This window comes from Enterococcus sp. UD-01 (assembly GCF_044909655.1).
In the GTDB taxonomy this organism is placed as follows: domain Bacteria; phylum Bacillota; class Bacilli; order Lactobacillales; family Enterococcaceae; genus Enterococcus_L.
On record NZ_JBIYEU010000010.1, the window covers coordinates 87,359 to 112,911 of the forward strand.

Here is a 25,553-nt window from a genome sequence, read left to right on the forward strand (position 1 = left end):
ATGAACCCCACTTTTACCACTACAAATGAAAAAAACCTAGAATCCACCCACATCTTTTTATGGAAGATTCTGGTTTTGCCTGCCGAACAGTAACAATCCTATTACAAAGATAATATACCATTTTTCTTATAAGCATGCAACCCTTTTCAAATAAAAATCCTATTAATATTCTTAAATTTCTATTTTCATTTTAAGAATATAAAATAACTAAAAGGAGACTCTTCTTCTATTTTCAGCAAGCTTTCTGATTTTTTTCGTACTTCTAAACAAAAAGATTGCTTTTCTTACTTTTTATTAGTAAAATAACTTTGTTTACAAAATATCGATACTTACGTATTTAAAGGAGATTTCATATGTCAAAATTACTTGTTGTTAAAGCCCACCCGCTTACAAAAGAAGAATCACGTTCTGTTCGTGCATTAAACACATTCCTAGAAAGCTACCAAGTAGAAAATCCAGCAGATGAGGTAACTATTTTAGATGTTTATGCTGATTTCGTTCCTGAAATTGATGAAGAATTATTATCAGGTTGGGGCGCATTACGTACCGGAACTGATTTTACAGCATTAAATGAAAGCCAGCAAACAAAAATTGCTCGTTTCAATGATTTGACTGAGCAGTTCTTGAATTCAGATAAAGTCGTTATCGCAAATGCTTTATGGAACTTAAACGTGCCTACTCGCTTAAAAGCTTGGATTGATACCATTAACGTTGCCGGCAAAACCTTCAAATACACTGAAGAAGGTCCAAAGCCTTTAACTAACGGTAAAAAAGCTCTTCACATCCAATCAAATGGCGGCTTCTACGAAGGAACAGATTTTGCCTCTCAATATGTAAAAGGTATTCTAAACTTCATCGGTGTTGATCAAGTGGATCAATTATTTATTGAAGGAATCGATCATTACCCAGAAAAAGCAGAAGAATTATTAGGAACTGCCTTGGACAAAGCAGCTGAACTTGGTAAAACATTTTAATTATATAAAAACGCCGATACTTTTTGTATCAGCGTTTTTTTTATGAGTTATCTGTTTCTTCCACCGTTTCGACTTCGTCATGATACAAGCTTGAAACTTCTTTATACCATTCAAAAATATGCGTAATTACAACTTTAGCAGCTGCATAGACAGGAATCCCTAAGATCACTCCTACCACTCCGAACAACTTCCCAGAGGTTAGTAGAACAACTAAAATGGTAACCGGATGAATATCCAGCTGACTTCCCAACACAAGCGGTGAAATCACTCTGCCTTCAATCGTTTGCTCAACTACAAAGACGATCAATACCTTCACAAGCAAAAATGGCCCGCCAACAATCCCTAAAAAGACCGCTGGAATCATTGCTAAAAATGAACCCAAATAAGGAATTAGATTAAGGATACCAGCAGTAATTCCTATAGTAATCGCATAATCTAAACCGATAAAGGAAAAACCGATAATAAACATCACAGCTACTGCAAAAGCAACGGTTAACTGTCCGCGAATATAAGAAGAGACTTGCGAATTTACCTCACTTAATACCTTAAAGGTTGGCTGACGCATTTTGTTCGGTAAAAACTTCAGTAAATACGGCACTAACTGCTTCCCGTCCTTCAACAAGTAAAACAAAATAAACGGCATCGTAATAATCGCTACAACCACTGTTGCGACCGCTCCAACGAAACTGCCTAAGCCTTGAAACGTAAAGGTTGAGATATTCCGGATAATATCACCTAATGAACTAGTTAACTTATCCCCCATTTCCTCTAATTGACTTCTGAATTGAGCAAAGGACGGATCACTTAAAATATCTTGTGTCGTTTTATCAATCGTATCTAAATATTGTGGCAGATGATTGGCAAAGCTGACTGTCTGTTCTTGAATTTTCGGTACAATCACAACTAAGCCCCAAATAATCAAGGCGACTACAAGGATAAATAGACCAATGATACTCCACAATCGGGAAATATTCTTTTTTTCAAGATAATCGACAATTGGATTCATTAAATAATATAAAATTCCCGCCATAATTAATGGCAAGCCAACAACTGCAATAAATTGCCAAACCGGCTTAAATAGATAAGAAACTTTGGTAAAGACTAATAAAATCAGTAAAATAAGCAGCACAATTAATAGCGATGTGACTACTTGATTGTTTAAAAACCAGCGCCAAAACCAGGAAAGACGTTTTCCCTTTTCTTTTTGCTCCATTTAAACGCCTCCAATTATTTATATTCTATAACTGTACCAACTTGAATAACAGGCAGATTTTGCGGAGAAAGATAAATACCATTGACGATTCCGTCTTCCTCAGGTACTTCATCAAAAACTAAGGTTGCATGGGCAATGCTGTTTAAATTTGCATTCGCAAATGGTCCTACATGACGAATCTGATATTCCTGATCGTCAATTTTCAGTATGCCACCTGCTTTTATTTCAAAAGGCTCATTTTCTTGAAGCTTTTGAATGACAGAATATTCTTTTAACCCCTCCGTTGCACTTTCGCCAAATAAAATAATCATTGGTTCTTTTTCATCCAGTGCATGGGCACCAATTTCCGTAACCACTGCTTTCATAAACTATTGACCTCCTAACATATACTCACTTATATTATAACATAGAAAATTTTTCTTATTCGACTATTTCATCTCCTTAAATCCAGCTTCAGTTCAAGATTTTACAAAAATAAAAAAACGAGTAAAAATAGGCAGCTATGCGGCTTATCTTTACTCGCTTTTCTCTTGTTAGTTAGCCTTTAAAAAAGTCTAAAATATGAGTCCAAATTTCTTCTTTAAACACATCTTTGGGATCGCCCCCGCCAATTACTCCATAACCGATCATCGTACCAGCCACAAATAAAATGACAACTAAAGCAATCACTACTAATATTTTCAACAAAGTCACTACAATATAGCGTGTCGAACTCATATTTCATTCCCCTTTTTACCTAACAGTAGACAATTTCTTTTCAACAACTTGATCATCATTGACGCGCTCCACTTTTGCACCAAGCTTTTGCAGCTTCTCATGGAATTTATAATAGCCACGATCTAAATACTCCAAATGTGAAACACGTGTAATACCGTTGGCACGCAAACCGACTAAAATCAATGCAGCGGCTGCACGTAAATCAGTCGCTTCGACTGCAGCTCCTTGAATCGCTTGGCTGCCGTTAATAATAGCAATATTACCGTCAATTTTGACATTCGCATTCATTCTTTGCATTTCTTCTAAATGTTGGAAACGATTTTCAAATACAGTTTCCGTTACAACGCTTGACCCTTGAGCCACGACTTGCATTGCGGTCATTTGCGCCTGCATATCCGTTGGAAATCCTGGATGCGGCAATGTTTTGATGTCTGTTGGTTTAATTACCTTAGGACCGATCACCCGAAGTCCGCCTTGCTCTTCCCGAATAACAGCACCCATTTCCGTTAATTTTGAAATAAGAGGACGATTGTGTTCAGGAATCGCTTCTTCGATGAGCACATCGCCTTCAGTCATCGCTGCTGCCACCATAAAGGTTCCAGCTTCAATTCGGTCTTGAACGATGGAATGCTCAACAGCATGAAGCTTGTCTACACCTTCAATACGCATCATTTCTGTACCGGCTCCGAAGATTTTAGCGCCCATTTTATTAAGGATATTCGCTAAATCAACAATTTCAGGCTCTCTGGCAACATTTTCGATGATCGTGGTGCCTTTTGCTTTTACCGCAGCCATCATAATATTTTGCGTTGCACCAACACTTGGAAAATCCAAATAGATCGTATCGCCGATTAATTCATCTGCAATTGCTTCGATATACCCATTTTCTTGGATAATCGTTGCACCAAGTGCTTGAAAACCTTTTAAATGTAAGTCAATCGGACGTTTGCCGATCGCACAACCGCCGGGCATAGCTACTTTCGCATGACCATTACGCGCTAAGAGCGGTCCCATCACAACAATAGAAGCTCTCATTTGACTTACGTATTCATAATTTGCTTCAATACCAAGGGTTTTAGTTGCATCAATAGTCACTTGGTTTAATTCTTCTTTAAAATCAATATCGACATTTAAATGTTTAATTACTTGGTTCATTGTAAATACATCTGAAAGGATTGGGACGTTCTTTAGTGTTGTAACGCCTTCTTCCGCTAACAGGGATGCAGCTAAAATGGGTAATACAGCATTTTTAGCCCCTTCGATCTTCACAGTTCCTTTTAATTGGTTACCACCATGAACAATAATCTGTTCCATTTTGTTCCCCCCAAAAAAGTTAGAATTGGATATACAAATCCAAAATCTTTTCTATTATACCACTATTCAACAACAAATAGTACCTTTTATTTTTTTGCGACTATTTATGGAAAAAAAACGATGAATAAATTGCGGCATAATGCGATAAATTCTAAGAAAAAAGAACTAACCGTATAGCCAATAGCGATTGAAATAAATACAATCAGCAAACGGATCTGAGAAGTCTGATAGGCTTTAAAAAATTGCTCTACGCGTAAAGATTGCATCGCCCAAAAGCTCAAATAAATAAATAGAGCATGACAAACCATGCGAACCAGCGCATCAATTCCGTAATATTGCATATCTTTCTCCTTCAATTAAATGAAAATTACTACTTTTATATTTCTATATTTTTTCCTATAACGACAGTGTATCATAAGATGACTAAAACAAAAAATATTCATTCTTGTTTTCAGTAATTATGTAAAAAAATAGATAAGAAGAAATCCACGAAATTTAGTGATAAACCTCGTGAATTCCAGCTTATTCTTTGGGTTAAGTATGTTTTGACACATTAATCCGGTTAATGGCTCTGTGAAGAGCAACTGTTGCCCGGCGTAATTCATCTTTATTGGCATGTTCTTTCGCTTCAGCAATCATTCGTTCTGCACGCTGTTTAGCACGTTCTGCCCGAGAAACATCAATATCTCTTTCACGTTCTGCACTATCGGCAATGATGGAAACCACATTATCTCTGACTTCCATGATTCCGCCGTTCACAGCAATCCAGTCCACGTGAGTATCAGAATCTGTTCGTTTCACACGAACTTCATCAATTGCTAAAGGAACGATAATTGGAGCATGCTTCGGCAAAATACCAATTTCTCCGTCTGTTGTTTTTGCCACAACAATCGCTGCTCTATGATCATATACCAAGCCATTAGGAGTCACTACATTGACCGTTAAATAATCCATGCTGCTTTTCCTCCTTTTAATAGCTTAGCGTTTTGGCTTTTTCTACAACATCCTCGATTTTACCGACACTGCGGAAAGCTTCTTCCGGAAGATTATCATATTTACCTTCAAGAATTTCTTTAAACCCTTTTACAGTTTCAGCAACAGGTACATAAGAACCTGGCTGACCAGTAAATTGTTCAGCTACGTTAAAGTTTTGTGATAAGAAGAATTGAATCCGACGAGCACGTCCTACTAATACTTTCTCTTGATCGGATAATTCATCCATCCCTAAAATAGCAATAATATCTTGTAATTCACGGTAACGCTGCAATACATGCTGTACCTCTGTCGCTACAGCGTAATGTTCTTCACCAACGATCTCTGGCGCCAAGGCACTAGAAGAAGAAGCCAATGGATCCACAGCTGGATAAATCCCTTGTTCTGTTAAGCGACGTTCCAAGTTGGTTGTCGCATCCAAATGGGCGAAGGCTGTAGCCGGAGCCGGGTCAGTATAGTCATCGGCTGGTACATAGATCGCTTGGATAGAAGTAATGGAGCCTTTTTTCGTTGACGTAATACGTTCTTGTAATTGACCCATTTCAGTTGCCAAGGTTGGTTGATACCCTACGGCTGAAGGCATCCGTCCTAAAAGGGCAGAAACTTCTGAACCTGCTTGAGTAAAGCGGAAGATATTATCGATAAATAATAATACATCCTGACCTTCTACATCACGGAAGTACTCTGCAATGGTTAAACCTGTTAACGCAACACGCATACGCGCACCAGGCGGCTCATTCATTTGTCCGAACACCATGGCTGTTTTTTCGATAACGCCAGACTCTTTCATTTCAAAGTAAAGGTCGTTCCCTTCACGAGTCCGTTCCCCAACACCGGTGAAGACTGAAATCCCGCCGTGTTCTTGGGCAATATTGTGAATTAGTTCCTGAATTAGTACTGTTTTACCAACACCGGCACCACCGAACAGACCAACTTTCCCACCTTTTAAATAAGGGGCTAAAAGGTCAATAACTTTGATCCCAGTTTCCAAAATTTCATTACTTGTACTTAATTCATCAAAAGCCGGTGCTTTTTTATGAATACCACTGCGTTCAGCGTCTTCCGGGAAAGGAGCTTCCAGGTCAATAGTATCGCCCAATACGTTAAATACACGACCTAGAGTTTCTTTTCCGACAGGCACTGAAATAGGTTTGCCAGTATCAATGACTTCCATACCGCGTTGTAAGCCATCGGTTGATTCCATAGCGATCGACCGAATAACACCGTCACCTAGCTCTAAAGCAACTTCTAGTACGACTTTTTGTTTTTGCTCGCCGTTTTTATAAACGACAAGAGCATTATTAATATCTGGTAAGGATTGATCTAGTGAAAATTCCACGTCAACAACGGGACCGATTACTTCAACAATCTTTCCTGAACTCATGTTTCTTTCCTCCATTTCTTTTAAAGAGGTTGTAAAAATATTATCTAAGTAAAATAGAAAATTTCTACCTTACTCGTTAATATCTTTAAACCATTTAAGAGGTTGTGATAAAGCCTTAAATTTCTTTAAAGCTATAGTCTTTAACCTTGTTTCTTATTCCAGTGCCGCTGCACCTGCAACAATTTCAGTAATTTCTTGGGTAATCGCACCTTGACGGGCACGGTTATATGAAATTGTTAAATCGTTGATAATATTTTGAGCATTATCAGTAGCTGTTTTCATCGCTGTCATCCCTGCAGCATGTTCAGCTGTTTTTGCATCAATAATGGCCCCGTAAATTAAGCTTTCAGCATATTGCGGTAATAAATTATCAAGAATCGCTTCTTCTGAAGGTTCCAAAATATATTCCTGCTCGTATGTGGTCGCTTCTTCTGGGTCCAAGTCTGAAATCGGCAGCATTTTTTCTACACGGAACTGACTTGTTAAAGAATTGATATGATGGTTGTAACAAACGTACAATTCATCAAACACTTCATTTTCATACATAGTGGTTGCCGCTGAAACAATTTTTCTAACCTCGTCAAAACTTGGCTGGTCAGACAATCCTCGAAGCTCGTATGCAATATTTATGCCGCGAGCTTTGAAAAAGTCTGCCCCTGTTCCGCCAATGGCAATTAAAACAAATTCATCCTGTGACTTATGATCGTCTTGAATCATTTTCATGGTTTGTTTCAAGATGGAGCTGTTATAACCGCCGACAAGTCCTTTGTCTGAGGTAATAACGATATAGCCTGTTTTTTGGACAGGTCTTGAAGTCAGCATCGCGTGATAGTCGTTTACACCGCTACCAGCATATGCTCCTACTTCTTCTAAATCGGTTAATTGAGCAGCAACGAGATGTGTGACAATCGAGCGGATTTTTGACGCATATTCTTGAAAGCTTTTAGAAGCTGCTTCTGATTTAGTCAACTTAGCGCCGGAAACCATTTGCATGGCATTGGTAATCTGACTGGTTTTCTTAGTGGAAGCAATGCGTTGTTTGATTTCATTTAATGAAGCACCCAATGTTTGTCACCTCTCTTTATGCGTTTTGGATTGATTCAAGTGTTGCTTTTGCTGGATTTTCTTCTGTATTTGAAGCAGTGAAAATTTCTTTGAACTCATTGATTGCTGCATCTAAATCTGCTGCTTCTGGTAAATCTTTGGTTGTGCGAATCGTTTCAAATAGTTCAGGATGCTTGCCATCTAAGTATTCAAATAATTCACTTTCAAAGTCCAAAATTTTCGCTACACTGATGCTGTCTAAAAAGCCGTGAGTCAACGCGTATAAAATGACTACTTGTTTTTCTACAGCTAATGGTGCGTGTAGTTTTTGTTTAAGAATCTCTACTGTTCTGCGGCCGCGATTTAATTTCGCTTGTGTTGCTGCATCTAAGTCAGAACCAAACTGAGTGAAAGCTTCCAATTCGCGGTAGCTTGCAAGATCCAGACGAAGAGTACCAGCCACTTTTTTCATAGCTTTGATTTGAGCGGAGCCACCAACACGGGATACAGAAAGACCTGCATCAACGGCCGGACGTGTTCCTGCATAGAACAAATCGCTTTCCAAGAAAATTTGACCATCTGTAATAGAGATAACGTTCGTTGGAATATACGCGGAAATATCACCGGCTTGTGTTTCAACGAATGGCAAAGCAGTCATTGAACCGCCGCCTAACTCATCACTTAATTTAGCTGCACGTTCCAACAAGCGAGAATGTAGGTAGAAAACATCCCCTGGGTAAGCTTCCCGACCTGGCGGACGACGTAGTAATAAGGAAAGTTCACGATAAGCAACGGCTTGTTTTGACAAATCATCAAACACGATTAATACATGCTTGCCGTTGTACATGAATTCTTCACCCATTGCAGTTCCAGCATAAGGAGCAATGTATAATAATGGTGCTGGCTGTGAAGCGCCCGCAGTAACGATAATTGTATAATCCAACGCGCCGAAAGCTCTAAGTGTTTCTACTTGGTTACGAACCGTAGATTCTTTTTGACCAATAGCGACATAAATACAAATAACATCTTGTCCTTTTTGATTAATGATCGTATCAATCGCAATGGATGTTTTACCTGTCTTACGGTCACCGATAACAAGTTCACGTTGTCCGCGGCCAATTGGTACAAGAGCATCAATCGCTTTTAGCCCTGTTTGCATTGGTTGATCAACTGATTTTCTTTGCATAACGCCTGGGGCTGCGGCTTCAACTGGACGTGTTTTGTCCGTTTTGATTTCGCCAAGTCCGTCTACAGGTTGACCTAATGGATTAACGACACGGCCGATCATTGCTTCACCGACCGGTACTTCCATGATTTTACCCGTTCGTTTTACTTTGTCCCCTTCTCGAATCGTTTCAAAATCACCTAAAATGATAATACCGACATCATTTGTTTCTAAATTCTGTGCCATTCCGTATGAACCATTTGAAAATTCAAGCAGCTCTCCGCTCATCGCGTTTTCTAAACCATGCGCACGGGCAATACCGTCACCTACGTACGTTACAGTTCCGATTTCTTCAACGGCTAGTTCTTGCTGATAATTTTCGATCTGTTCTTTAATCAAGGCACTGATTTCTTCTGCTTTGATAGCCATTCAATTCACCTCTTTATTGTGCTGAACGTTATTTTAATAACAATTCTTGGATTCGTTCTAGTTGTTTATGGATACTGCCGTCGATTACTTTATGATTGGCTTCAATAATTACGCCGCCCACGATACTCGGGTCGATCAGATTAATTAAGTTCGCTTGTTCATAACCTAAAAGTGCGGCTGCTTTTGTTTCTAATTGTTGATGCTGTTCTTTTGTTAGTGGAACGGCGGTTAAGGCAGTTCCCAACAATAGACTTTTATGCTCATCATATCTTTTTTCGTATTCATCAATCATCAGCAGTAAATCATTCATGCGTGAATAATTGTAAACAACTAATAAAAAGTTTTTAACCGTGCCTTCAAAGCCGGATACCAGACGATTCATAATCTCGTCTTTTTCATAAGGTTCCAAGCGGACATCACTTAAGATATCTCCTAGACCGGGCACCTCATGATATACTTCTCTTAAAGTCAGCAGATCTTGATAAATGCTATCGATCTCTTGTTTTTCAATCGCCAATTCAAACAAGGCTTTACCGTAGCGTTTACCTACTGTATATTTATCGAGCTTCATTTGACTTACCTAAACCTTCAATATAAGAATTGATTAAAGAGTCGTGCGCTTCCGGCGTCAATTCTTTGTTTAAGATTTTTTCTGCAATTTGTAAAGACAGGCTCGCTACTTCATCTTTGACAGAAGCCATTGCTGCTTCATGTTCTTGAGAAATATCCTGACGTGCTTTTTCACGCAGCTGAGATACTTCTGCTTTGGTTTCTGTTAAGATTTTTTGACGATTTTTGTCTCCACTCTCTTTCGCTTGTTTAAGAATATCGGCTGCTTCTGATTTAGAAGAAAGCAATTTCTTTTGACGTTCTTCTTCCAGTTTTGCCGCTGCTATTCGAGATTTTTCTGCAGAATCTAAATCATTGGCGATTTTATCTTCACGTTTTTGTAACATGTCAGTAATTGCTTCCCAAGCAAATTTCTTGATAAGAAGCATTAATATTAGAAAAGCGCCGCTGACAACAATAATCGTTCCTAGTGTTGTGCTTGGGCCTGCTTCGCCAATTACTAAATGATCTAGCATGAAGTTTCAACTTCCTTTCTCTGCAATTTCCGTTGTGCTTCACTTAATTGAAGCACCTTTTACTTCTTTTTTGACCTTGAACTATTTTATATTCATTGCTTGGTCTGTATTTTTTGGCGGAGTTTGATACTTGTCACTTCTCGCTTTGTTCGACAAGTATTTTTCAACAGCTGCTTTGCTTTTGACAGTCGCTGGGTTTTCGTCGCGTTAATTCTCTCACTTCGTTCGACAAGTACTGTTCAACATCTGCTCTGCCTTTGGCAATCGCAGTGTTTCCGTCGCGTTACTTCTCTCGCTTCGTTCGACAAGTACTGTTCAACATCTGCTCTGCCTTTGGCAATCGCAGTGTTTCACAGTAAAGAAAGCAGAGACGTTGTGTTATAAAACTTTGCGTCCTGCCTTCTTAAAAATTATTTGAACACTAGTAACAAGGCAATAACTACACCTAGAATTGGAACCGCTTCAATCAATGCTACCCCGATAAACATAGTTGTTCTTAATTGTCCTGACATTTCTGGTTGACGAGTCATTGATTCGATTGTTTTTGAGATTACCTGTCCGTTACCATAAGCGGCTCCTAGAGCTGCCCCGAAAATTGCGATTGCTGCTGCAATATAATTTAATCCATCCATTTTTGATTTCCTCCTAAGAAATAGTTGTTTTAATTAATAATTTTTATTCTTCGACTTCAATTTTATGAGCCATGTAAACCATTGATAATGTTACAAAAATAAAGGCCTGGATTGCACCGATAAAGATTGAAAATGCTAACCAGATCATCTCTAAAGGAATTGCTAGTGGAATCGCCCATAAGCCTACACTTGAAACGATGCCTGCTATTAGTCCCAATAATACCTCACCGGCAAAAATATTCCCATACAAACGCAGTGCCAAAGTGAGTAAGTTCGTGAATTCCTCCATAAACTTAATCGGCATTAGAAATGCCACCGGTTTTAAATAGCTGTTGCTGAAATAGCCTTTTAAACCAAAACGGCTGACACTAAAGAAATGCGTCAATACAATCATAATTAATGCTAATGTCAAGGTAACTAAAGGATCCGCTGTCGGACTTTTCCAATACGAGTATTCACCGATTACAACTTTTGTAACTAGACCAATAATGTTGGCAACTAAGACAAACATAAACATTGTAAACGAAAGCAGGTGAAAATTTGATACTTCTTTACTTGGCATATTGTCGGTAATGATTCCCCGAACAAAGTCAATGATATATTCAATGACATTTTGCTTGCCTTTGGGTTTCATCTGCAGATTTCTTGTGCAGAAATAAACGATCCCGAAGACAATAACACATGTTAACAGCACCATCATACAAATGGTTCCGTCAAACCAAATTGGCCCAATCTTGAAGAGTAGTGTCTTCTCTTCCAAATTCATTCACCTCTTTTCCACCAAACTTAGAAGAAACTCAAAAGAGCTTCGACTTCTTAACCACCAGTTATCATACCACCATCATCGAATAATTTCAAAAAGAATTTATGAAAATAGGACACTTATTTTGAATTGACAAACATTTCAAAAAAAGGATTCTATCAACATTCATCAGTATGAAGGTTGGTTACTGAAAAAACGATGAAAACACATCAGTTTTCTTACACTCTATCAAATTTTTGAGAGAATAGAAAGTAAAGAAACGAAATATGCGAAAAAGAATAAATTGACGATTTTTCCTTCATTTTTTTCTTGCAATAAATGATAAATTTTAGCTATTAGCGTGAATGTTCTTTTAATGTACGATTGATTTGACGATCAATTTCTTTACGTTTCAAATCTTCCCGTTTATCATATTGCTTTTTCCCTTTGGCTAAACCAATCAGAACTTTGGCATAACCATTTTTAATATAAACTTTTAAAGGCACTAACGTAATCCCGGTATTTTTAGTTTCGCCGATTAGCTTGGCAATTTGCTTTTTATGCAAAAGCAACTTTCTTGTTCTCAATGGATCATGGTTAAAGATATTTCCCTGCTCATACGGACTAATATGCACATTCATGAGATAAGCTTCGCCATTACGGATTCTGGCGAAACCATCTTTTAAATTAATGCGTCCGTTTCGAATAGATTTAATTTCTGTTCCTTGTAAAACAATTCCGGCTTCCATTGTATCGATCACGGTGTAATCATGTCTGGCCTTACGATTTTGGGCAATTAATTTGCCTTCTCCTTTTGGCATACACAATCCTCCAATTATTATTTTTTCTTTTTCCCTTTTTTCTTTTTAGCCACTTCTTTATAGAAAGGCTTTTTGCCTTTTTTCTTGTATTTCTTTTGCTTAAAGGATTTCTTTTCCTTAAATTCATTGTTGCGCTTGCTACGTTCTTCTTTGCGATTACTTTGGCGTTTCTTTTGCTTAGGCGCTTCCAGACGTTCGACTTCTTCCGCTTCTAAAAGTTCAAAATCCACTTCTTTGGTTTCTGGATCTGCTTTCGCTACTTTAATCTTGACCTTTTGACCAATTTTTAAGGTCATTCCTGTGCGCTCACCGACAAGTGCCATATGATTTTCAATAAAATGGAAATAGTCCTGCTTTAAGCTGTTAACATGAATCAGACCTTCAATTGTATTCGCTAATTCTACGAAAAGACCAAAGCGTGTCACAGAGCTGATAATTCCTTCATATTCTTCGCCAATCTTATCCGCCATATATTCCGCTTTTTTCATTGCATCAACTTCACGTTCCGCTTCTACTGCCCGCCGTTCCATTTTAGAGCTATGATCAGCAATCTCCGGCAAGGTTTCCGCCCATTTTTCTTTCAGCGTTTCAGTTACTGGTTGACTATAGCTACGAATCAAGCGATGCACAATTAAATCAGGGTACCGCCGAATCGGCGAGGTAAAATGCGTATAATATTCGGCAGCTAAACCGTAATGTCCATAATTATCCTCTGAATAACGCGCTTGCTGCATACTACGCAGCAGCATGGTATTAATGACAGCTTCTTCTGGTTTATCTGCGACTTGAATTAACACATTCTGCAGATCTTTCGGCGTAATATCGGTTTTCGTTCCTTTTACTAAAATGCCTAAGACCGCTGCAAAATCAAAAAAGCGCTGCATTTTTTCTTCTTTAGGCTGTTCATGAATCCGATAAATAAACGGTAGCTTTAAATCATTATAGTGCTTAGCAACTGTTTCGTTGGCTACCAGCATAAAGGATTCAATCAGACGTTCACCCACACCTCTTGTTCGTAATAAAATAGCCAAAGGATGTCCTTTTTCATCCACTGCTACCTTTGCTTCCCGATCTTCAAAGGAAATAGCGCCACGACGCGTTCTCATTGTTTCAAGAATCGAATGAAGTTCCTTCATCGTGTTGAACATCGGCACTAGCTTTTTATAGCGCGCCATCGTTTCAGAATTTTGCTCTTCTAAAATTTCATTCACAGCTGTATAGGTCATTCGCTCCGTTGTTTGAATCACACTTTGAAAAATATCATGCTTCACTACTAAGCCTTCCGGCGAAATTTCCATTTCGCAGCTCATTGTTAAGCGAGGCACATTTGGATTCAAAGAACAGATACCGTTTGATAGTCGTTGCGGAATCATGGGTACAACACGATCCGTTAAATAAACACTAGTGCCGCGTTCATAGGCTTCCTGATCCAGCACACTGCCTTCCGTTACATAATAAGAAACATCCGCAATATGAACACCTAAAAAGTAATTACCGTTTTCCAATTTACGGACAGTAACCGCATCATCCAGATCCTTCGCGTCCTCACCGTCAATCGTGACAATCACTTGATCGCGCAAATCCCGACGTCCCTTTAGATCAGCTTCTGAAATAGTATCCGACACCTGATCCGCCGCTGCAATCACCTCTTCCGGAAAACTAGCTGGAATTCCGTGGGCCACGACAATAGACAAGATGTCCATGCCTGGATCATTTTTGTGACCTACCACCTTTTTGACAATTCCTTCCAAGCTTCTTGGATATTCTTTTTCAGGATAATGCGTCACTTCTACAATAACAATACTTCCATCGACTGGTTTAATTCCTTGAGCGGCGATATTAAACGTTAGGCCGGTCATCTTTTTATCTTTGGGGATCGCATAGCCATAAAGATCCGTATCTTTTATTTCCTGATCGTCATAGGCAATAAATTCGCCAACAACCTGTGTAATCGCCCGCTGCTTGATCGCCACTACACGACCTTCTGCTCCGCGATCTGAAAAAGGATCCGCCGGCTGTACGATATCAATAGCCACCAAATCGCCATCCATGGCATAGTTTACAGCCTCTTTAGGAACGTAAACATCCGCCTCTTCCGGATCAATCGTCACAAAGCCAAAGCCACGTTCATTTGCCCGGAAGGTTCCTTCAATTGCCATTGTCATCTGAGGCAGACGAATCTTGCCTTTTTTGTTAAATTCAACTAATTTTTCCCGTTCCATCATAGCAATTGTCTGTACTAATAATTTAAAGTCATTACTTTTTTGGAGCTTTAGTCCTTCGGCTATTTCTTCCATTGAAAAGCTCTTTTTTGACTGGCTTTCCATGAAAAGCAGGATTTGCTCCTTAATTGTTTGTTTTGTCATTCTTTCTCCTCATTCCAAGGCAACGTATTTAAAAAAGCCGCTACGTCTTGTTCTAATTGTTTATGATCAGCTCCAACAGTCAGCACATGACCGCTGTTTGGATACCAGTTTAAGGTATAACGTGTATTGCTTAAGGCAGCTGCTGTTTTGAAGACTCCGGTTGCATCGATCATTTCGTCCTGACCGGCTTGAGCCATAAAAACTGGAACTTTAATTTGCTCCAAATGGACAGCTGTTTGTAACGATAATTGCTCAATATCCTTTAATTGTATAAGCGCCTGCTGCTTAATTTTTGTCAGCCGTTCTTGTCGATCAGCTTCTGAAACTCCCGCCATTTTTAACACCTTCTCAGAATATAATACGAAATTTTCTGGCACATTATTTTTTACAGGGAAAATTGGTGAGCAAAAAAAACCGCCCCCGATAACTCCATCTATCTGTTCCGTTAAAACATTCATACTAAAAATTCCGCCCATTGATAAGCCTAAAATAGCAATTTGACTGTAGCCCTTGTCTTTCAAAAACGCAAGTGCTGCCAGCGTATCCTCACGCCAATCCTCCGTTGTTTTAGCCAAAATATCTTCTGGAGCAAAGGTTGCATGACCAGAAAAATTGGGAGAATAGACTGTATAATTGGCTTTTTCTAAAGAACGGCTCAACATGCGTACATCGTTACTGCTGCCGGAATAGGCGTGCAGCAGCAAAACTGCTCGGGAACCATTTTCAGAGAACAATGGTTTAGGTAGATTAATTATTTTCACTTCATTATTCACCTCATTTTCATTTTAGCACATTATCTACTGAAAACCTTGTGAAAAGAAAGAGGCCTATGCTTACAGTCCTTGTGGTCAAAAATCACGACACAAAAAAAGGAAGTGACGAAAAAGTAAAATACTTTTGCTCACTCCCTATACCGAAAAATCCGCAAGGTTAAAACAGTCAGCGAAAAGAATGTGCTTCACTAGATTGATGATTCATCAATTGCGAATTCATTCAGATTGCTGCGCGATCTTACGTGTTTCCTCACCGCTTTTTTCGTTATCTTTATTTTGATGATAATAACACTAAAATAAATAGTAAAAGCATCCAAACGCCACCGATAACAGCAGTTGCGCGCTGCATAACAGCTTCAAAGCCACGTGCTTTTTGTTTACCAAACAGCTTGTCTGCCCCGCCGGTAAACGCACTTGCGGCACTATTTTGCTTGCTTGGCTGCATCATAACGGCAATAACCATCACAATAGATAGGATGATTACGACAGCTAAAATAAAATTATACATCGTTCAATTCTCCTTTATTCGCAAAATACATCTATTACACTTTAGCATATTTCTATTGCAAATGCCAGTGAATTCAAATTTTTAACAAAAAACTCCGACAAATCACTGTCGTGCTATTTTCTTAAAACATCACCATATTCAGGCTTTGTATCAAATTCCTTTTTAGCAAATGGGCATAACGGAATAATTTTTTTCCCTTCTTTACGTGCTTTTTCTACGCCATTATAAACAAGCTTTTCTGCTAATTTCTGTCCTCGATAGGCAGGATCTACAAAGGTATGATCAATAATCATCATGCCTTCGCCAGCATTTGACCAAGTCATCTCTCCAATTTCCTGATTTTCATCATTGTACAAAGCAAAACGATTTTCTTCTTCTTTTATTTGCATGCAGGTTCATCCTTTCTAATGTATTTTAAAGCACCACTGGGGCAAGAATTGATGACACGAATATCGTCTTCCACACCGCCATTATCCGCAATAATCCAGGGACGTCTGCCGACTTCAAATACATTCGGGTTCCCACGGACACAATTGCCAATGTGGGCACAGATGTCTTTGTGATAATAGATATCCAAATCTGCGCCATGATATTTTTTATAGCCTTTTGCTACTAATAGCTCTTCTGTTACTTTTTTCCCATTGATTTGATTGCCGTCCATTTAGTTACCCTCCATAAAATTACATATGTTTTTTTATTATTATTTTAGCAATATCCTTTTAAATCTTCAATGAATTTGACTTTTGCTTAGATGACACGTCGTTTATGCTTTTGTTTTTTACGTTCTTTTTTCTTATCAAACTCGTACACTGCTCGTGTCATAAACAATGAGATATAGTTAAAAATTGAGCGACTGCCTAAAATCAACGGCAGATAAAAGAATACATTTCTTGAAAACAATGACGTCAACATGAAGAAGTCTCCTGCAAAAATAAAGCAGATTAAAAAGGCAGAAACCAAAAGCCCAATCATCAATCGCTTTTTCAGATTGAGCGGTCGCGCGGCTTTTAACAAAACCAAAAAGCCAACACAGCCCGTTAATAAGACACACATGGTTGACACGTCCTGATGAGACAAGTCAAACCACTGGCCGGCAAGCTGTAAAACTAAGATATTCAGCACAACCGTTAAAGCACCAGGCACAGAAATCCGCAAAATATTGGTTAAAAAATGTCCTTTGATCCGTTGATAGTTTGGCTCCAACGCTAAAATAAAGGATGGAATCCCCACCGTCAGCGTATTAATCGGCGTTAATTGTAAAGGAGCGAACGGATAAGGCAAAAGTAGAAAGATAAAGGTCACTGCCAAAATAGCGGAATAAATCGTTTTGACCATATACATGGATGCCACTCGTTCAATATTGTTAATGACTCTCCGACCTTCATTCAAGACTTGAATCATCGAGCTAAAATCTGAATTTAACAATACAACATCTGACACCGCTCGCGCAGCGTCACTTCCGCTGGCCATTGCTACACTAACATCGGCCTCACGTAAGGAGAGAATATCATTTACCCCGTCCCCAGTCATACAAGTCGTATGTCCATTTTGTTTAAGCGCCTGAATTAGCTCACGCTTTTGGTAAGGCGTGACGCGACCAAAAACGGTCGTCTTTTCCACTAATTCATTATAATCAACGTCCTCACTGACACGACTCATATCCACAAAGTTTTCAGATCCGGCGATTCCAGCCTGACCGGCAATTTTTGAAACAGTGATTGGATTATCCCCGGAAATAACTTTTAACGTCACATCCTGCTCTGCAAAATAAGAAAACGTGTCAACCGCATTTTCACGCAATGTATCCGCAATAATGAAAGCAGCAACTGTTTCCTTTTGACTCGGTAATTGCTGTGCCGTCAACGCTTCCTTTGAATGAACTAAAATCAGCACACGATCCCCTTGCTCATTATAAGGTGCCAGCAATTCTTTTAATGGTTCCGGCATTTCTGCGTAAATAAATTCAGGTGCACCCATGACAAAAGAGCCTTTTTCTGCAAAACTTACTCCGCTCCATTTACGCTCAGACGAAAAAGGAACACTTTCTTTTACCTGCCATTGATTGACCGCAAGGGGAAACCGTGCCCGCAGTACTTTAGCTGTTGCATTCTGATCCGAAAGTACCGCCATGACTTCACTCATTGCTCGCTCAATTTCACTAGCCGGAAAGCCCGCTTGAGGAATTAATTCTTTAAACGTTAATGTTCCATCTGTAATCGTGCCTGTTTTATCTAGACAAATAGTATCAACACGTGCCAAGGTTTCTATGCAGGACAAACGCTGAATCAACGTTTGCTTACGTGCCAAATTCGCTGCTCCTACCGCAAAAGCGACACTGGTTAACAGCATCAGTCCTTCCGGTATCATACTCACTAACGCACCAGAAACCCCTAATACCGTTTTTGGAAATGACTGCGTTGATTGATACTGCGACCAAAAAAGCAGCATTCCAATGGGAACAATCGCAAAAGTAAGCCCTTTGATTAAAAGATTAAGAGAATTCATTAATTCCGAAGTCGACTTCTTTTCTGTTTTTGCTTCTTTGGATAATTTAGACACAAAATTATCTTCACCAACCGTAGTAATTTTCACAAAAGCCAAGCCTGAAGTAATAAAACTTCCACTCATTACCATATCATCCACTTGTTTTATTATCTTATCGGATTCGCCCGTTAATAAGGATTCATCTACTTCCAATCCTTGAGCATAAATCACTCTACCATCTGACGGTACTTGGTTCCCGAGTGTCAACACTAGCACATCACCTAAAACAAGTTCGTCTTGCAATAGTTTTATCAAACGATCTTCCCTTAAAACGATTACTTCGGTTTTATTAACGATGGACAATTTATCAATCGTTTTTTTGGCATGAATTTCTTGAAACACACCAATCGCTGTATTGATAATAATAATCCAGAAAAACAAGGCATTTTTAGGATAACCCACTAAAAAAACAGCAATTGCCAAAAATAAATTAATAAAATTAAATAACGTGAGTGAATTATCCAAAATAATTTGTTTCGTTGTACGCGAAAGATCTTCTACCTCTTTGTTGTATTTGCCTTCGTCATAAAGTTGCTGCGCTTTCGCATCCGATAAGCCTTTGATTGTCTCAGGAATTTTAATAGTATCAGCTTCTACAGTTGATGTGGTGCTACTTGCTGAAACGACTTCTTCGTCAATATCCCGCTTTTTTCTAAACCATTTCTTCATCGTATCAGCCACTCCTTACTTTGTTTTACATTTATTGTAAATGACTTTAGTAATTCATTTTATTTATTAATTTAAGTTTACACTTTTTTTAATTATTTGAAAAAAAATGAAGCAGTTGGAAGAGAAAAAAGAAAGAAAATGAAAAGACTCACTCTAAATAGAGTGAGTCTATAAACGAATGAAAGGTGAATAAGCTTAAATGATTTCAATCACTCACTCTAAACAGAGTGAGACGTGTAAGAATGGCAACATTAAAAAATATTATCATATTTCAATCCACTCACTCTAAACAGAGTGAGACATAAAGTAGTTTTTACCTCCACCACGAGCCATATAAATATTTCAATCCACTCACTCTAAACAGAGTGAGACGCATTGGTCTAGTCCTTTCTGTATTTGTTGTGATGTATTTCAATCCACTCACTCTAAACAGAGTGAGACAATGAATCAAGTCAAAGACTTTCAAAAGTTTATAAATTTCAATCCACTCACTCTAAACAGAGTGAGACATTTTTAAGCACAAATTGTTTATGTTTCTCAAATTATTTCAATCCACTCACTCTAAACAGAGTGAGACCTAAATCACCTCTATAAATATTTTGTTGCCATAATATTTCAATCCACTCACTCTAAACAGAGTGAGACCGCAAACTAAGGACTCGTTTGTCGTCTCTACAACATTTCAATCCACTCACTCTAAACAGAGTGAGACATGATGAAATGTCAGGAACAGAGGATATAATCGCGATTTCAATCCACTCACTCTAAACAGAGTGAGACAATTTTTTCATCGAATTCGGATATTTTTAAAAGTATTTCAATCCACTCACTCTAAACAGAGTGAGACAAAAAGATACAAAACAGTCAGCATAGAAAGGAGAACATTTCAATCCACTCACTCTAAACAGAGTGAGACGTTAGTGCGCAGTGTGAAACGTACAAGCATATCAGGATTTCAATCCACTCACTCTAAACAGAGTGAGACTTGGACTCAAAATAAAAAAGGAAGGAGATATAAGATATTTCAATCCACTCACTCTAAACAGAGTGAGACGTACTTGGATTTCGCAAGTGTCCTCATCATAAGATTTCAATCCACTCACTCTAAACAGAGTGAGACGAAAACATTAGTAGTGGTGGCGTAGGAACTGCGATTTCAATCCACTCACTCTAAACAGAGTGAGACGACCGAATAAACAAGCGATCATATTGGATCATGTAGATTTCAATCCACTCACTCTAAACAGAGTGAGACTGTGAAAAAAGGCGCTATTTCGATCGAATTCTCTTCTAATCACTCCTTTCCCATCAAAAAACAGCAAAAGATTAAAATTAAATTAGAAAAAAGTCCGAAATAAGCTTTTTTCACTGTTCATTTGGTGCGAATCCCTCAGTGTTTTTATGTGCACTTAGGGTTCGCACCTGCAATTATCTTTATAAATCTAACTATTTATTTCCAAAAATCGTCAAAAATTGAAATCGGCATATGACGTTTGTGTTGCGTTTTTAGATACCAACCTTCAATCGTTTCTTGCGCTTTTGGTGTAATTGTTTTTCCTTCTAAATAATCGTCAATATCATCATATGTGACACCCAGAGCAACTTCGTCCGCGACTAAAGGTTTATTATCCTCCAAATCAGCGGTTGGTACTTTCAGATATAATTCAGCTGGTGCGCCTAGTTCCTTCAATAGAGTTTTCCCCTGACGTTTGTTCAAACGGAATAACGGTAAAATATCTGCTCCGCCATCTCCGTATTTCGTATAAAATCCGGTAATATTTTCTGCTGCATGGTCGGTACCGATAACAGCACCGGATTTTTCTCCGGCGATTGCATATTGCACAATCATACGTTGGCGCGCCTTCATATTTCCTTTGTTGAAATCATGAATGGCTACACCCGCTTCTTCTAAAGAATCAGCACAGGCATCGACAGCTGCTTTAATATTCACGCTTAACGATACATCTGGCTGAATAAAGGCCAAGGCTTTGTTTGCATCCGCCTCGTCCGCTTGTTTGCCATAAGGCAAACGGACAGCAATAAATTGATAGGCTTCGTCTTTTGTTTCTGCACGCATTTCAGCCATGGTAAGCTGAGCCAAGCGACCTGCTAATGTCGAGTCTTGTCCCCCACTGATACCAAGAACAAAAGTTTTTAAAAAAGGATGTTTATATAAGTAGCTTTTCATAAAGTCAATACTTGCACGTATTTCTTCTTCAGGATCAATAACTGCTTTTACACCTAATTCTTTAATAATTTTTTGTTGTAATGTTTCCATGGTGAACCCTCCAATTATTTGTCTTCACTCAATGCTTTAACATCCACTCTCACTTTTTCCAGCAAACGCATTTTATGATTCCAGCATTCTGTTGAAAGATCTACCGGATATTTTTGCGGATTTAAATCACGTTTGTATTCTTCCCATAGCGAATCAAGATTTTCTTTGGCATAATGCTTGATTTCATCAAGCGTCGGCAAATCATATACACGTTTTCCCTCTACAAAAATTTCCTGCAGTACAGGGCGCGCATCAAAATTTCTAACCGTTTTATTGATAAAGGTATGCACCGGATGGAACATGTAGATTTCTTCCTCTTCACGCGGATCTTCATCCCATAAGGTTACATAATCTCCTTCAGATTTTTTATCTGATTTACGTGTAATCCGCCAAACTTGTTTTTTGCCAGGTGTTGTAACTTTTTCTGCATTACTGGAAAGTTTGATGGTATCTTTCATTTGACCCTTTTCATCTTCAATGGACACGAGCTTGAATACTGCTCCTAAAGCTGGTTGATCGTAGGCCGTAATTAGTTTTGTGCCGACGCCCCAGACATCTATTTTAGCTTTTTGCATTTTTAAACTTAAAATAGTATTTTCATCAAGATCATTGGATGCATAAATTTTAGCCTCCGTAAAACCAGCTTCATCTAGTTGTTCACGAACTCTTTTAGAGATATAAGCCATATCACCGCTGTCCAAACGTACGCCTAGAAAATTTATCTGATCGCCCATTTCCTTAGCTACACGAATCGCACTGGGCACTCCTGATTTTAATGTATCGTAGGTATCTACTAAAAAGACACAGTCTTTATGAGTCTTGGCATAAGCCATAAACGCATCATAATCATTTCCATAAGATTGAACCAGGGAATGAGCATGGGTTCCGCTGACCGGAATACCGAAAATTTTCCCGGCACGCACATTACTGGTAGCATCAGCACCACCAATATAAGCAGCGCGTGTACCCCAAATTGCAGCATCCAATTCCTGTGCCCGCCGTGTTCCAAATTCCATTAATGGATCATCTCCAATAACAGATTTGATACGTGCCGCTTTTGTTGCCAGCAAGGTTTGAAAATTAACCATATTTAAAAGCGCCGTTTCGATCAACTGGCATTGTGCCAAAGGTCCTTCTACCTGAATCAGCGGCTCATTATTAAAAACCAGATCACCTTCCAATGCAGAACGAACAGTGCATTTGAATTCAAAGTTTTTTAAATAGGTCAAAAAATCTTCAGGATACTTTTCCACTTCTCTAAGGTACGCAAGATCAGATTCACTGAAGGTTAAGTTTTCTAAATAGTGAATTAATCGTTCCAATCCAGAAAAAATTGCATATCCATGATTGAAGGGCATCTCACGAAAATAACATTCAAAAACAGAATTTAAATCAGCACGCCCAAGTTCCCAATAGGTCTTCATCATGTTAATTTGATATAAATCGGTATGCAGCACCAAACTGTCATCGCTATAAACTTTTTGCATCTTACTAAGCCATCCTTTTCTTTTCATGTAAACTCATTATTTATTATAACAAAGATTCAATTATTTAAGCGTAATTTGCACTCTTTGCGTTTTTCTATACTTTTTTCTTGAAAATAAAAAACTTGCTGAAGAAATAGTTCAATACAATTACTACGACTTGCGTAATTAATTTTGCCCAAAAATCAGAGATGTGCAGATAATCAATCATTACGATCATCATGCCCATATCAATCACAAAAGAAAGCACGCGATACCAGTAAAACAGCAACATCTCTTTAAGAAAACCGCCGATATTTTCATGTTTGCTTGAAAAAACAAAATACTTATTTGTAAAAAAGGCGAATAGAACAGATAAAAACCAGCCAATCGCATTACTTATTTTATAATCAATAGCAAAAAGATTTGTACAAATAAAGAAAACACCCATATTTACTAAGGTTGTTGCGGCACCAAAAAACAAATAGCTGATCATTTCCTGATATTGTTGAAACAGTTTTTTCACTTACAATCTTCCTTTCACTTGTCATTATTATTTTAGCAAAGATAGTCTGGAAAACCTACTGATTTTCAGATAAAGCTGTAAATTAATGAAAAACTCTGAAAACAGGCCGTCAGCTAGTGTAAATATTTTTGTAGTAAAAAACAGCTAGTTGGGTGCGATCTCTAAGCTCTAATTTTTCCAATAAATGACTAATATAATTGCGTGTTGTTCCTTCACTTAAAAATAAGCGTTCGGCAATTTCTTTATTGTTCAACCCCTCTGCCACTAATGAAAGAATCGAATAGTCCTTTTCATTTAAATTAAAAGCTTTCAAATTATCCGTATTTTTCGTTTGCAACAGATCCGGCAGCCGTTCAATAATACTACCTTCAAAAACTGATTGTCCGTTATTCACAGCTTTAATGGATGGAACGATCGCGGCCAGATCTTGCTTCAATAAATAGCCCTTAATACCGCTTCGTAATGCTTCAGCTATGTATTCATCATCTGAAAAAGTCGTTAACAGCAATACTTTGGCTGTTTTATCTTTTGATAAAATAGTTACCGCAGCTTCCAATCCGGTACTTTCACCCATTCGAATATCCAGCAGCACAACATCTGGCTGAGCTTCTTCATAAAGCTTTATCGCTTCTTGGCTATTTTTTCCAATTCCGACAACCTCGATTTCTCCACTGGCTTCCACGATGGTTTTCAGTGAAGTGGTTACCAGTAAATCATCATCTGCAATCACTAACCGTATCATTTACTTGTTACTCCTTTACTTGGGCAAAATTGCGATCAAGGAAAAACCCGTCGCTTTTTGCTGATAATTCAGCTTGCCGCCTATTTTTTCCATTCGTTCCTGCATGCCTATCAAACCTAACCCATTTTTATCTGGCGCTGTTTGTGTTTGTTTCGTTCCGTTATCTGCAATTGTCAATTTATAAAAACCGGGATAATTTTTAAAATCAATCGTCACTTGTTCAGCATTGCTATGCTTCATGATATTTGCTAAAGCTTCCTTTATAAGCATAATACAGGCTAATTTGTATTCTTTTGCCATATACTCGGGAAATTCGCCAGACTGCACCACAGGACAAAAGGTAAAGGTTCGCAAAATGTTTTGGCAAGCCAATGACAAACTGACGGATTCATCATGAAGATTATGCACACTTTTACGGATACTATTCATTCCTTCTGTAATAGTTGTCTGTAATTGCTCCAACGGTTCATTTAATTGATTTTGCTCATTGATTGTTTTGATCGCAGCTGTTTGTAATAAAGCACTTGATAATAAATGACCAACGTTATCGTGAATATCTCTGGCAATACGGTTACGCTCGTCCGAAAGCTCTAAATGAATTTTTGTTTCCTGCTGTTCCAGTAATGTGTCATTTTTAACTTTCAAATAAAAGCTTTTCTCTTGGGTTTCTTTTACTAATCTTAAAATTTCATCGTTTGCAGCGGTATTTTGCAGCCACGAATAAGCAAAATATCCTGCTAAAAGACAAAAGAAGCCTACAGCTAATTTTATCGTTATAGGTTCATTTTTCTGAAATAGTAAAACTACTAAAATAAAGCTACTGTTTAGACTAATTATTCGCTTATCAGCTGCAACGCCATCATAAAAGAAAATTGGTACAAAATACAGATATTCCGGCCAACGAAAGCTTAGTAAAAGCATGCAAGCTGTACCAACAAATGAAAGTGACGGGCGCCCACTCAAAGTGATCAATAAGTTCATCAAAATCGGCAATAAAACAAAAACGATGCTCTGACTTTCATACTCGGATCCTAAAAGCAAGATACCGAGAATGAGCAAAAAAACCTTGTCGAATAAGCGATTTCTTACATTAATCCCCATCTTCTCCTCCAATCTCACCAGTGCAATATGACAAATGTCATATTAATTAGGGAAAATATTCACTTCTTTT

26 protein-coding genes and 1 CRISPR repeat array are annotated in these 25,553 nt (G+C 38.3%); of the genes, 1 reads left to right on the forward strand and 25 read right to left on the reverse strand.

What is annotated here, in order from left to right; all coding sequences use genetic code 11:
- Positions 1-353 precede the first annotated feature (353 nt).
- The gene (locus ABH902_RS09895) at positions 354-974 is read left to right on the forward strand and encodes an FMN-dependent NADH-azoreductase (protein WP_404590555.1); all 621 of its coding nucleotides are present in this window, start codon (positions 354-356) and stop codon (positions 972-974) included.
- 40 nt (positions 975-1,014) lie between these two features.
- Here ABH902_RS09895 and ABH902_RS09900 read toward each other — a convergent pair whose 3' ends face one another.
- From ABH902_RS09900 to ABH902_RS10020, 25 genes are all read right to left on the reverse strand, one after another.
- A complete protein-coding gene (locus ABH902_RS09900) occupies positions 1,015-2,187 on the reverse strand; it encodes an AI-2E family transporter (RefSeq protein WP_404590556.1) in 1,173 nt (390 codons plus the stop codon).
- A gap of 14 nt (positions 2,188-2,201) precedes the next feature.
- On the reverse strand, positions 2,202-2,552 hold the full coding sequence (locus ABH902_RS09905) for a PTS glucitol/sorbitol transporter subunit IIA (RefSeq protein ID WP_404590557.1): 351 nt from the start codon (positions 2,550-2,552) through the stop codon (positions 2,202-2,204).
- A 172-nt stretch (positions 2,553-2,724) separates the two neighbouring features.
- On the reverse strand, positions 2,725-2,904 hold the full coding sequence (locus ABH902_RS09910; RefSeq protein ID WP_404590558.1) for a DNA-directed RNA polymerase subunit beta: 180 nt from the start codon (positions 2,902-2,904) through the stop codon (positions 2,725-2,727).
- 15 nt (positions 2,905-2,919) lie between these two features.
- Positions 2,920-4,218: a UDP-N-acetylglucosamine 1-carboxyvinyltransferase gene (gene murA, locus ABH902_RS09915; protein ID WP_404590559.1), complete on the reverse strand. Its 1,299-nt coding sequence runs from the start codon at positions 4,216-4,218 to the stop codon at positions 2,920-2,922.
- 104 nt (positions 4,219-4,322) lie between these two features.
- On the reverse strand, positions 4,323-4,559 hold the full coding sequence (locus tag ABH902_RS09920; protein WP_404590560.1) for a DUF1146 family protein: 237 nt from the start codon (positions 4,557-4,559) through the stop codon (positions 4,323-4,325).
- 193 nt (positions 4,560-4,752) lie between these two features.
- Positions 4,753-5,172, reverse strand: a complete 420-nt coding sequence (locus tag ABH902_RS09925; RefSeq protein ID WP_404590561.1) for a F0F1 ATP synthase subunit epsilon — start codon at positions 5,170-5,172, stop codon at positions 4,753-4,755.
- 16 nt (positions 5,173-5,188) lie between these two features.
- Positions 5,189-6,595, reverse strand: a complete 1,407-nt coding sequence (atpD, locus tag ABH902_RS09930) for a F0F1 ATP synthase subunit beta (RefSeq protein WP_404590562.1) — start codon at positions 6,593-6,595, stop codon at positions 5,189-5,191.
- Positions 6,596-6,748: 153 nt separating this feature from the next.
- Complete coding sequence (locus tag ABH902_RS09935) at positions 6,749-7,660, reverse strand: F0F1 ATP synthase subunit gamma (RefSeq protein WP_404590563.1); 912 nt, start codon at positions 7,658-7,660, stop codon at positions 6,749-6,751.
- A gap of 16 nt (positions 7,661-7,676) precedes the next feature.
- Positions 7,677-9,233, reverse strand: coding sequence for a F0F1 ATP synthase subunit alpha (atpA, locus tag ABH902_RS09940; protein WP_404590564.1), 1,557 nt, complete (start codon positions 9,231-9,233; stop codon positions 7,677-7,679).
- Between the two features lie 28 nt (positions 9,234-9,261).
- Entirely contained in the window at positions 9,262-9,804 is a 543-nt protein-coding gene (gene atpH / locus ABH902_RS09945; protein WP_154778262.1) for an ATP synthase F1 subunit delta, read from the reverse strand.
- Positions 9,791-10,318, reverse strand: a complete 528-nt coding sequence (gene atpF / locus ABH902_RS09950; protein ID WP_404590565.1) for a F0F1 ATP synthase subunit B — start codon at positions 10,316-10,318, stop codon at positions 9,791-9,793. Before atpF ends, atpH begins: the two co-directional genes overlap by 14 nt.
- Before the next feature lie 410 nt (positions 10,319-10,728).
- Complete coding sequence (atpE, locus tag ABH902_RS09955) at positions 10,729-10,950, reverse strand: ATP synthase F0 subunit C (protein ID WP_404590566.1); 222 nt, start codon at positions 10,948-10,950, stop codon at positions 10,729-10,731.
- Positions 10,951-10,993: 43 nt separating this feature from the next.
- Positions 10,994-11,710: a F0F1 ATP synthase subunit A gene (atpB, locus tag ABH902_RS09960; protein ID WP_404590567.1), complete on the reverse strand. Its 717-nt coding sequence runs from the start codon at positions 11,708-11,710 to the stop codon at positions 10,994-10,996.
- Between the two features lie 338 nt (positions 11,711-12,048).
- Positions 12,049-12,513 carry an SsrA-binding protein SmpB gene (gene smpB / locus ABH902_RS09965; protein ID WP_154778259.1) on the reverse strand — a complete coding sequence of 155 codons (465 nt, stop codon included), beginning with the start codon at positions 12,511-12,513 and terminating at the stop codon, positions 12,049-12,051.
- A 17-nt stretch (positions 12,514-12,530) separates the two neighbouring features.
- The gene (gene rnr, locus ABH902_RS09970) at positions 12,531-14,879 is read right to left on the reverse strand and encodes a ribonuclease R (RefSeq protein WP_404590568.1); all 2,349 of its coding nucleotides are present in this window, start codon (positions 14,877-14,879) and stop codon (positions 12,531-12,533) included.
- Positions 14,876-15,652: an alpha/beta hydrolase gene (locus tag ABH902_RS09975; protein ID WP_404590569.1), complete on the reverse strand. Its 777-nt coding sequence runs from the start codon at positions 15,650-15,652 to the stop codon at positions 14,876-14,878. The genes rnr and ABH902_RS09975 overlap by 4 nt, the downstream gene beginning before the upstream one ends.
- Before the next feature lie 271 nt (positions 15,653-15,923).
- A complete protein-coding gene (gene secG, locus ABH902_RS09980; RefSeq protein ID WP_404590570.1) occupies positions 15,924-16,160 on the reverse strand; it encodes a preprotein translocase subunit SecG in 237 nt (78 codons plus the stop codon).
- 113 nt (positions 16,161-16,273) lie between these two features.
- Positions 16,274-16,549: a GNAT family N-acetyltransferase gene (locus ABH902_RS09985; RefSeq protein ID WP_404590571.1), complete on the reverse strand. Its 276-nt coding sequence runs from the start codon at positions 16,547-16,549 to the stop codon at positions 16,274-16,276.
- A complete protein-coding gene (locus tag ABH902_RS09990) occupies positions 16,540-16,821 on the reverse strand; it encodes a (4Fe-4S)-binding protein (RefSeq protein ID WP_404590572.1) in 282 nt (93 codons plus the stop codon). Before ABH902_RS09990 ends, ABH902_RS09985 begins: the two co-directional genes overlap by 10 nt.
- An 86-nt stretch (positions 16,822-16,907) precedes the next feature.
- On the reverse strand, positions 16,908-19,373 hold the full coding sequence (locus ABH902_RS09995) for an HAD-IC family P-type ATPase (protein ID WP_404590573.1): 2,466 nt from the start codon (positions 19,371-19,373) through the stop codon (positions 16,908-16,910).
- Positions 19,374-19,509: 136 nt separating this feature from the next.
- Positions 19,510-20,628: direct repeats of the CRISPR family, unit length 33 nt; unit sequence ATTTCAATCCACTCACTCTAAACAGAGTGAGAC.
- 195 nt (positions 20,629-20,823) lie between these two features.
- The gene (gene nadE / locus ABH902_RS10000) at positions 20,824-21,651 is read right to left on the reverse strand and encodes an ammonia-dependent NAD(+) synthetase (RefSeq protein WP_404590574.1); all 828 of its coding nucleotides are present in this window, start codon (positions 21,649-21,651) and stop codon (positions 20,824-20,826) included.
- A gap of 14 nt (positions 21,652-21,665) precedes the next feature.
- A complete protein-coding gene (locus tag ABH902_RS10005) occupies positions 21,666-23,138 on the reverse strand; it encodes a nicotinate phosphoribosyltransferase (RefSeq protein WP_404590575.1) in 1,473 nt (490 codons plus the stop codon).
- Positions 23,139-23,232: 94 nt separating this feature from the next.
- Positions 23,233-23,640: a GtrA family protein gene (locus tag ABH902_RS10010; RefSeq protein ID WP_404590576.1), complete on the reverse strand. Its 408-nt coding sequence runs from the start codon at positions 23,638-23,640 to the stop codon at positions 23,233-23,235.
- 109 nt (positions 23,641-23,749) lie between these two features.
- Positions 23,750-24,382 (reverse strand): response regulator transcription factor, encoded by a 633-nt coding sequence (locus tag ABH902_RS10015; RefSeq protein WP_404590577.1) that lies wholly within the window; start codon positions 24,380-24,382, stop codon positions 23,750-23,752.
- Between the two features lie 15 nt (positions 24,383-24,397).
- Positions 24,398-25,483 (reverse strand): sensor histidine kinase, encoded by a 1,086-nt coding sequence (locus ABH902_RS10020; protein ID WP_404590578.1) that lies wholly within the window; start codon positions 25,481-25,483, stop codon positions 24,398-24,400.
- Positions 25,484-25,553: the final 70 nt, after the last annotated feature.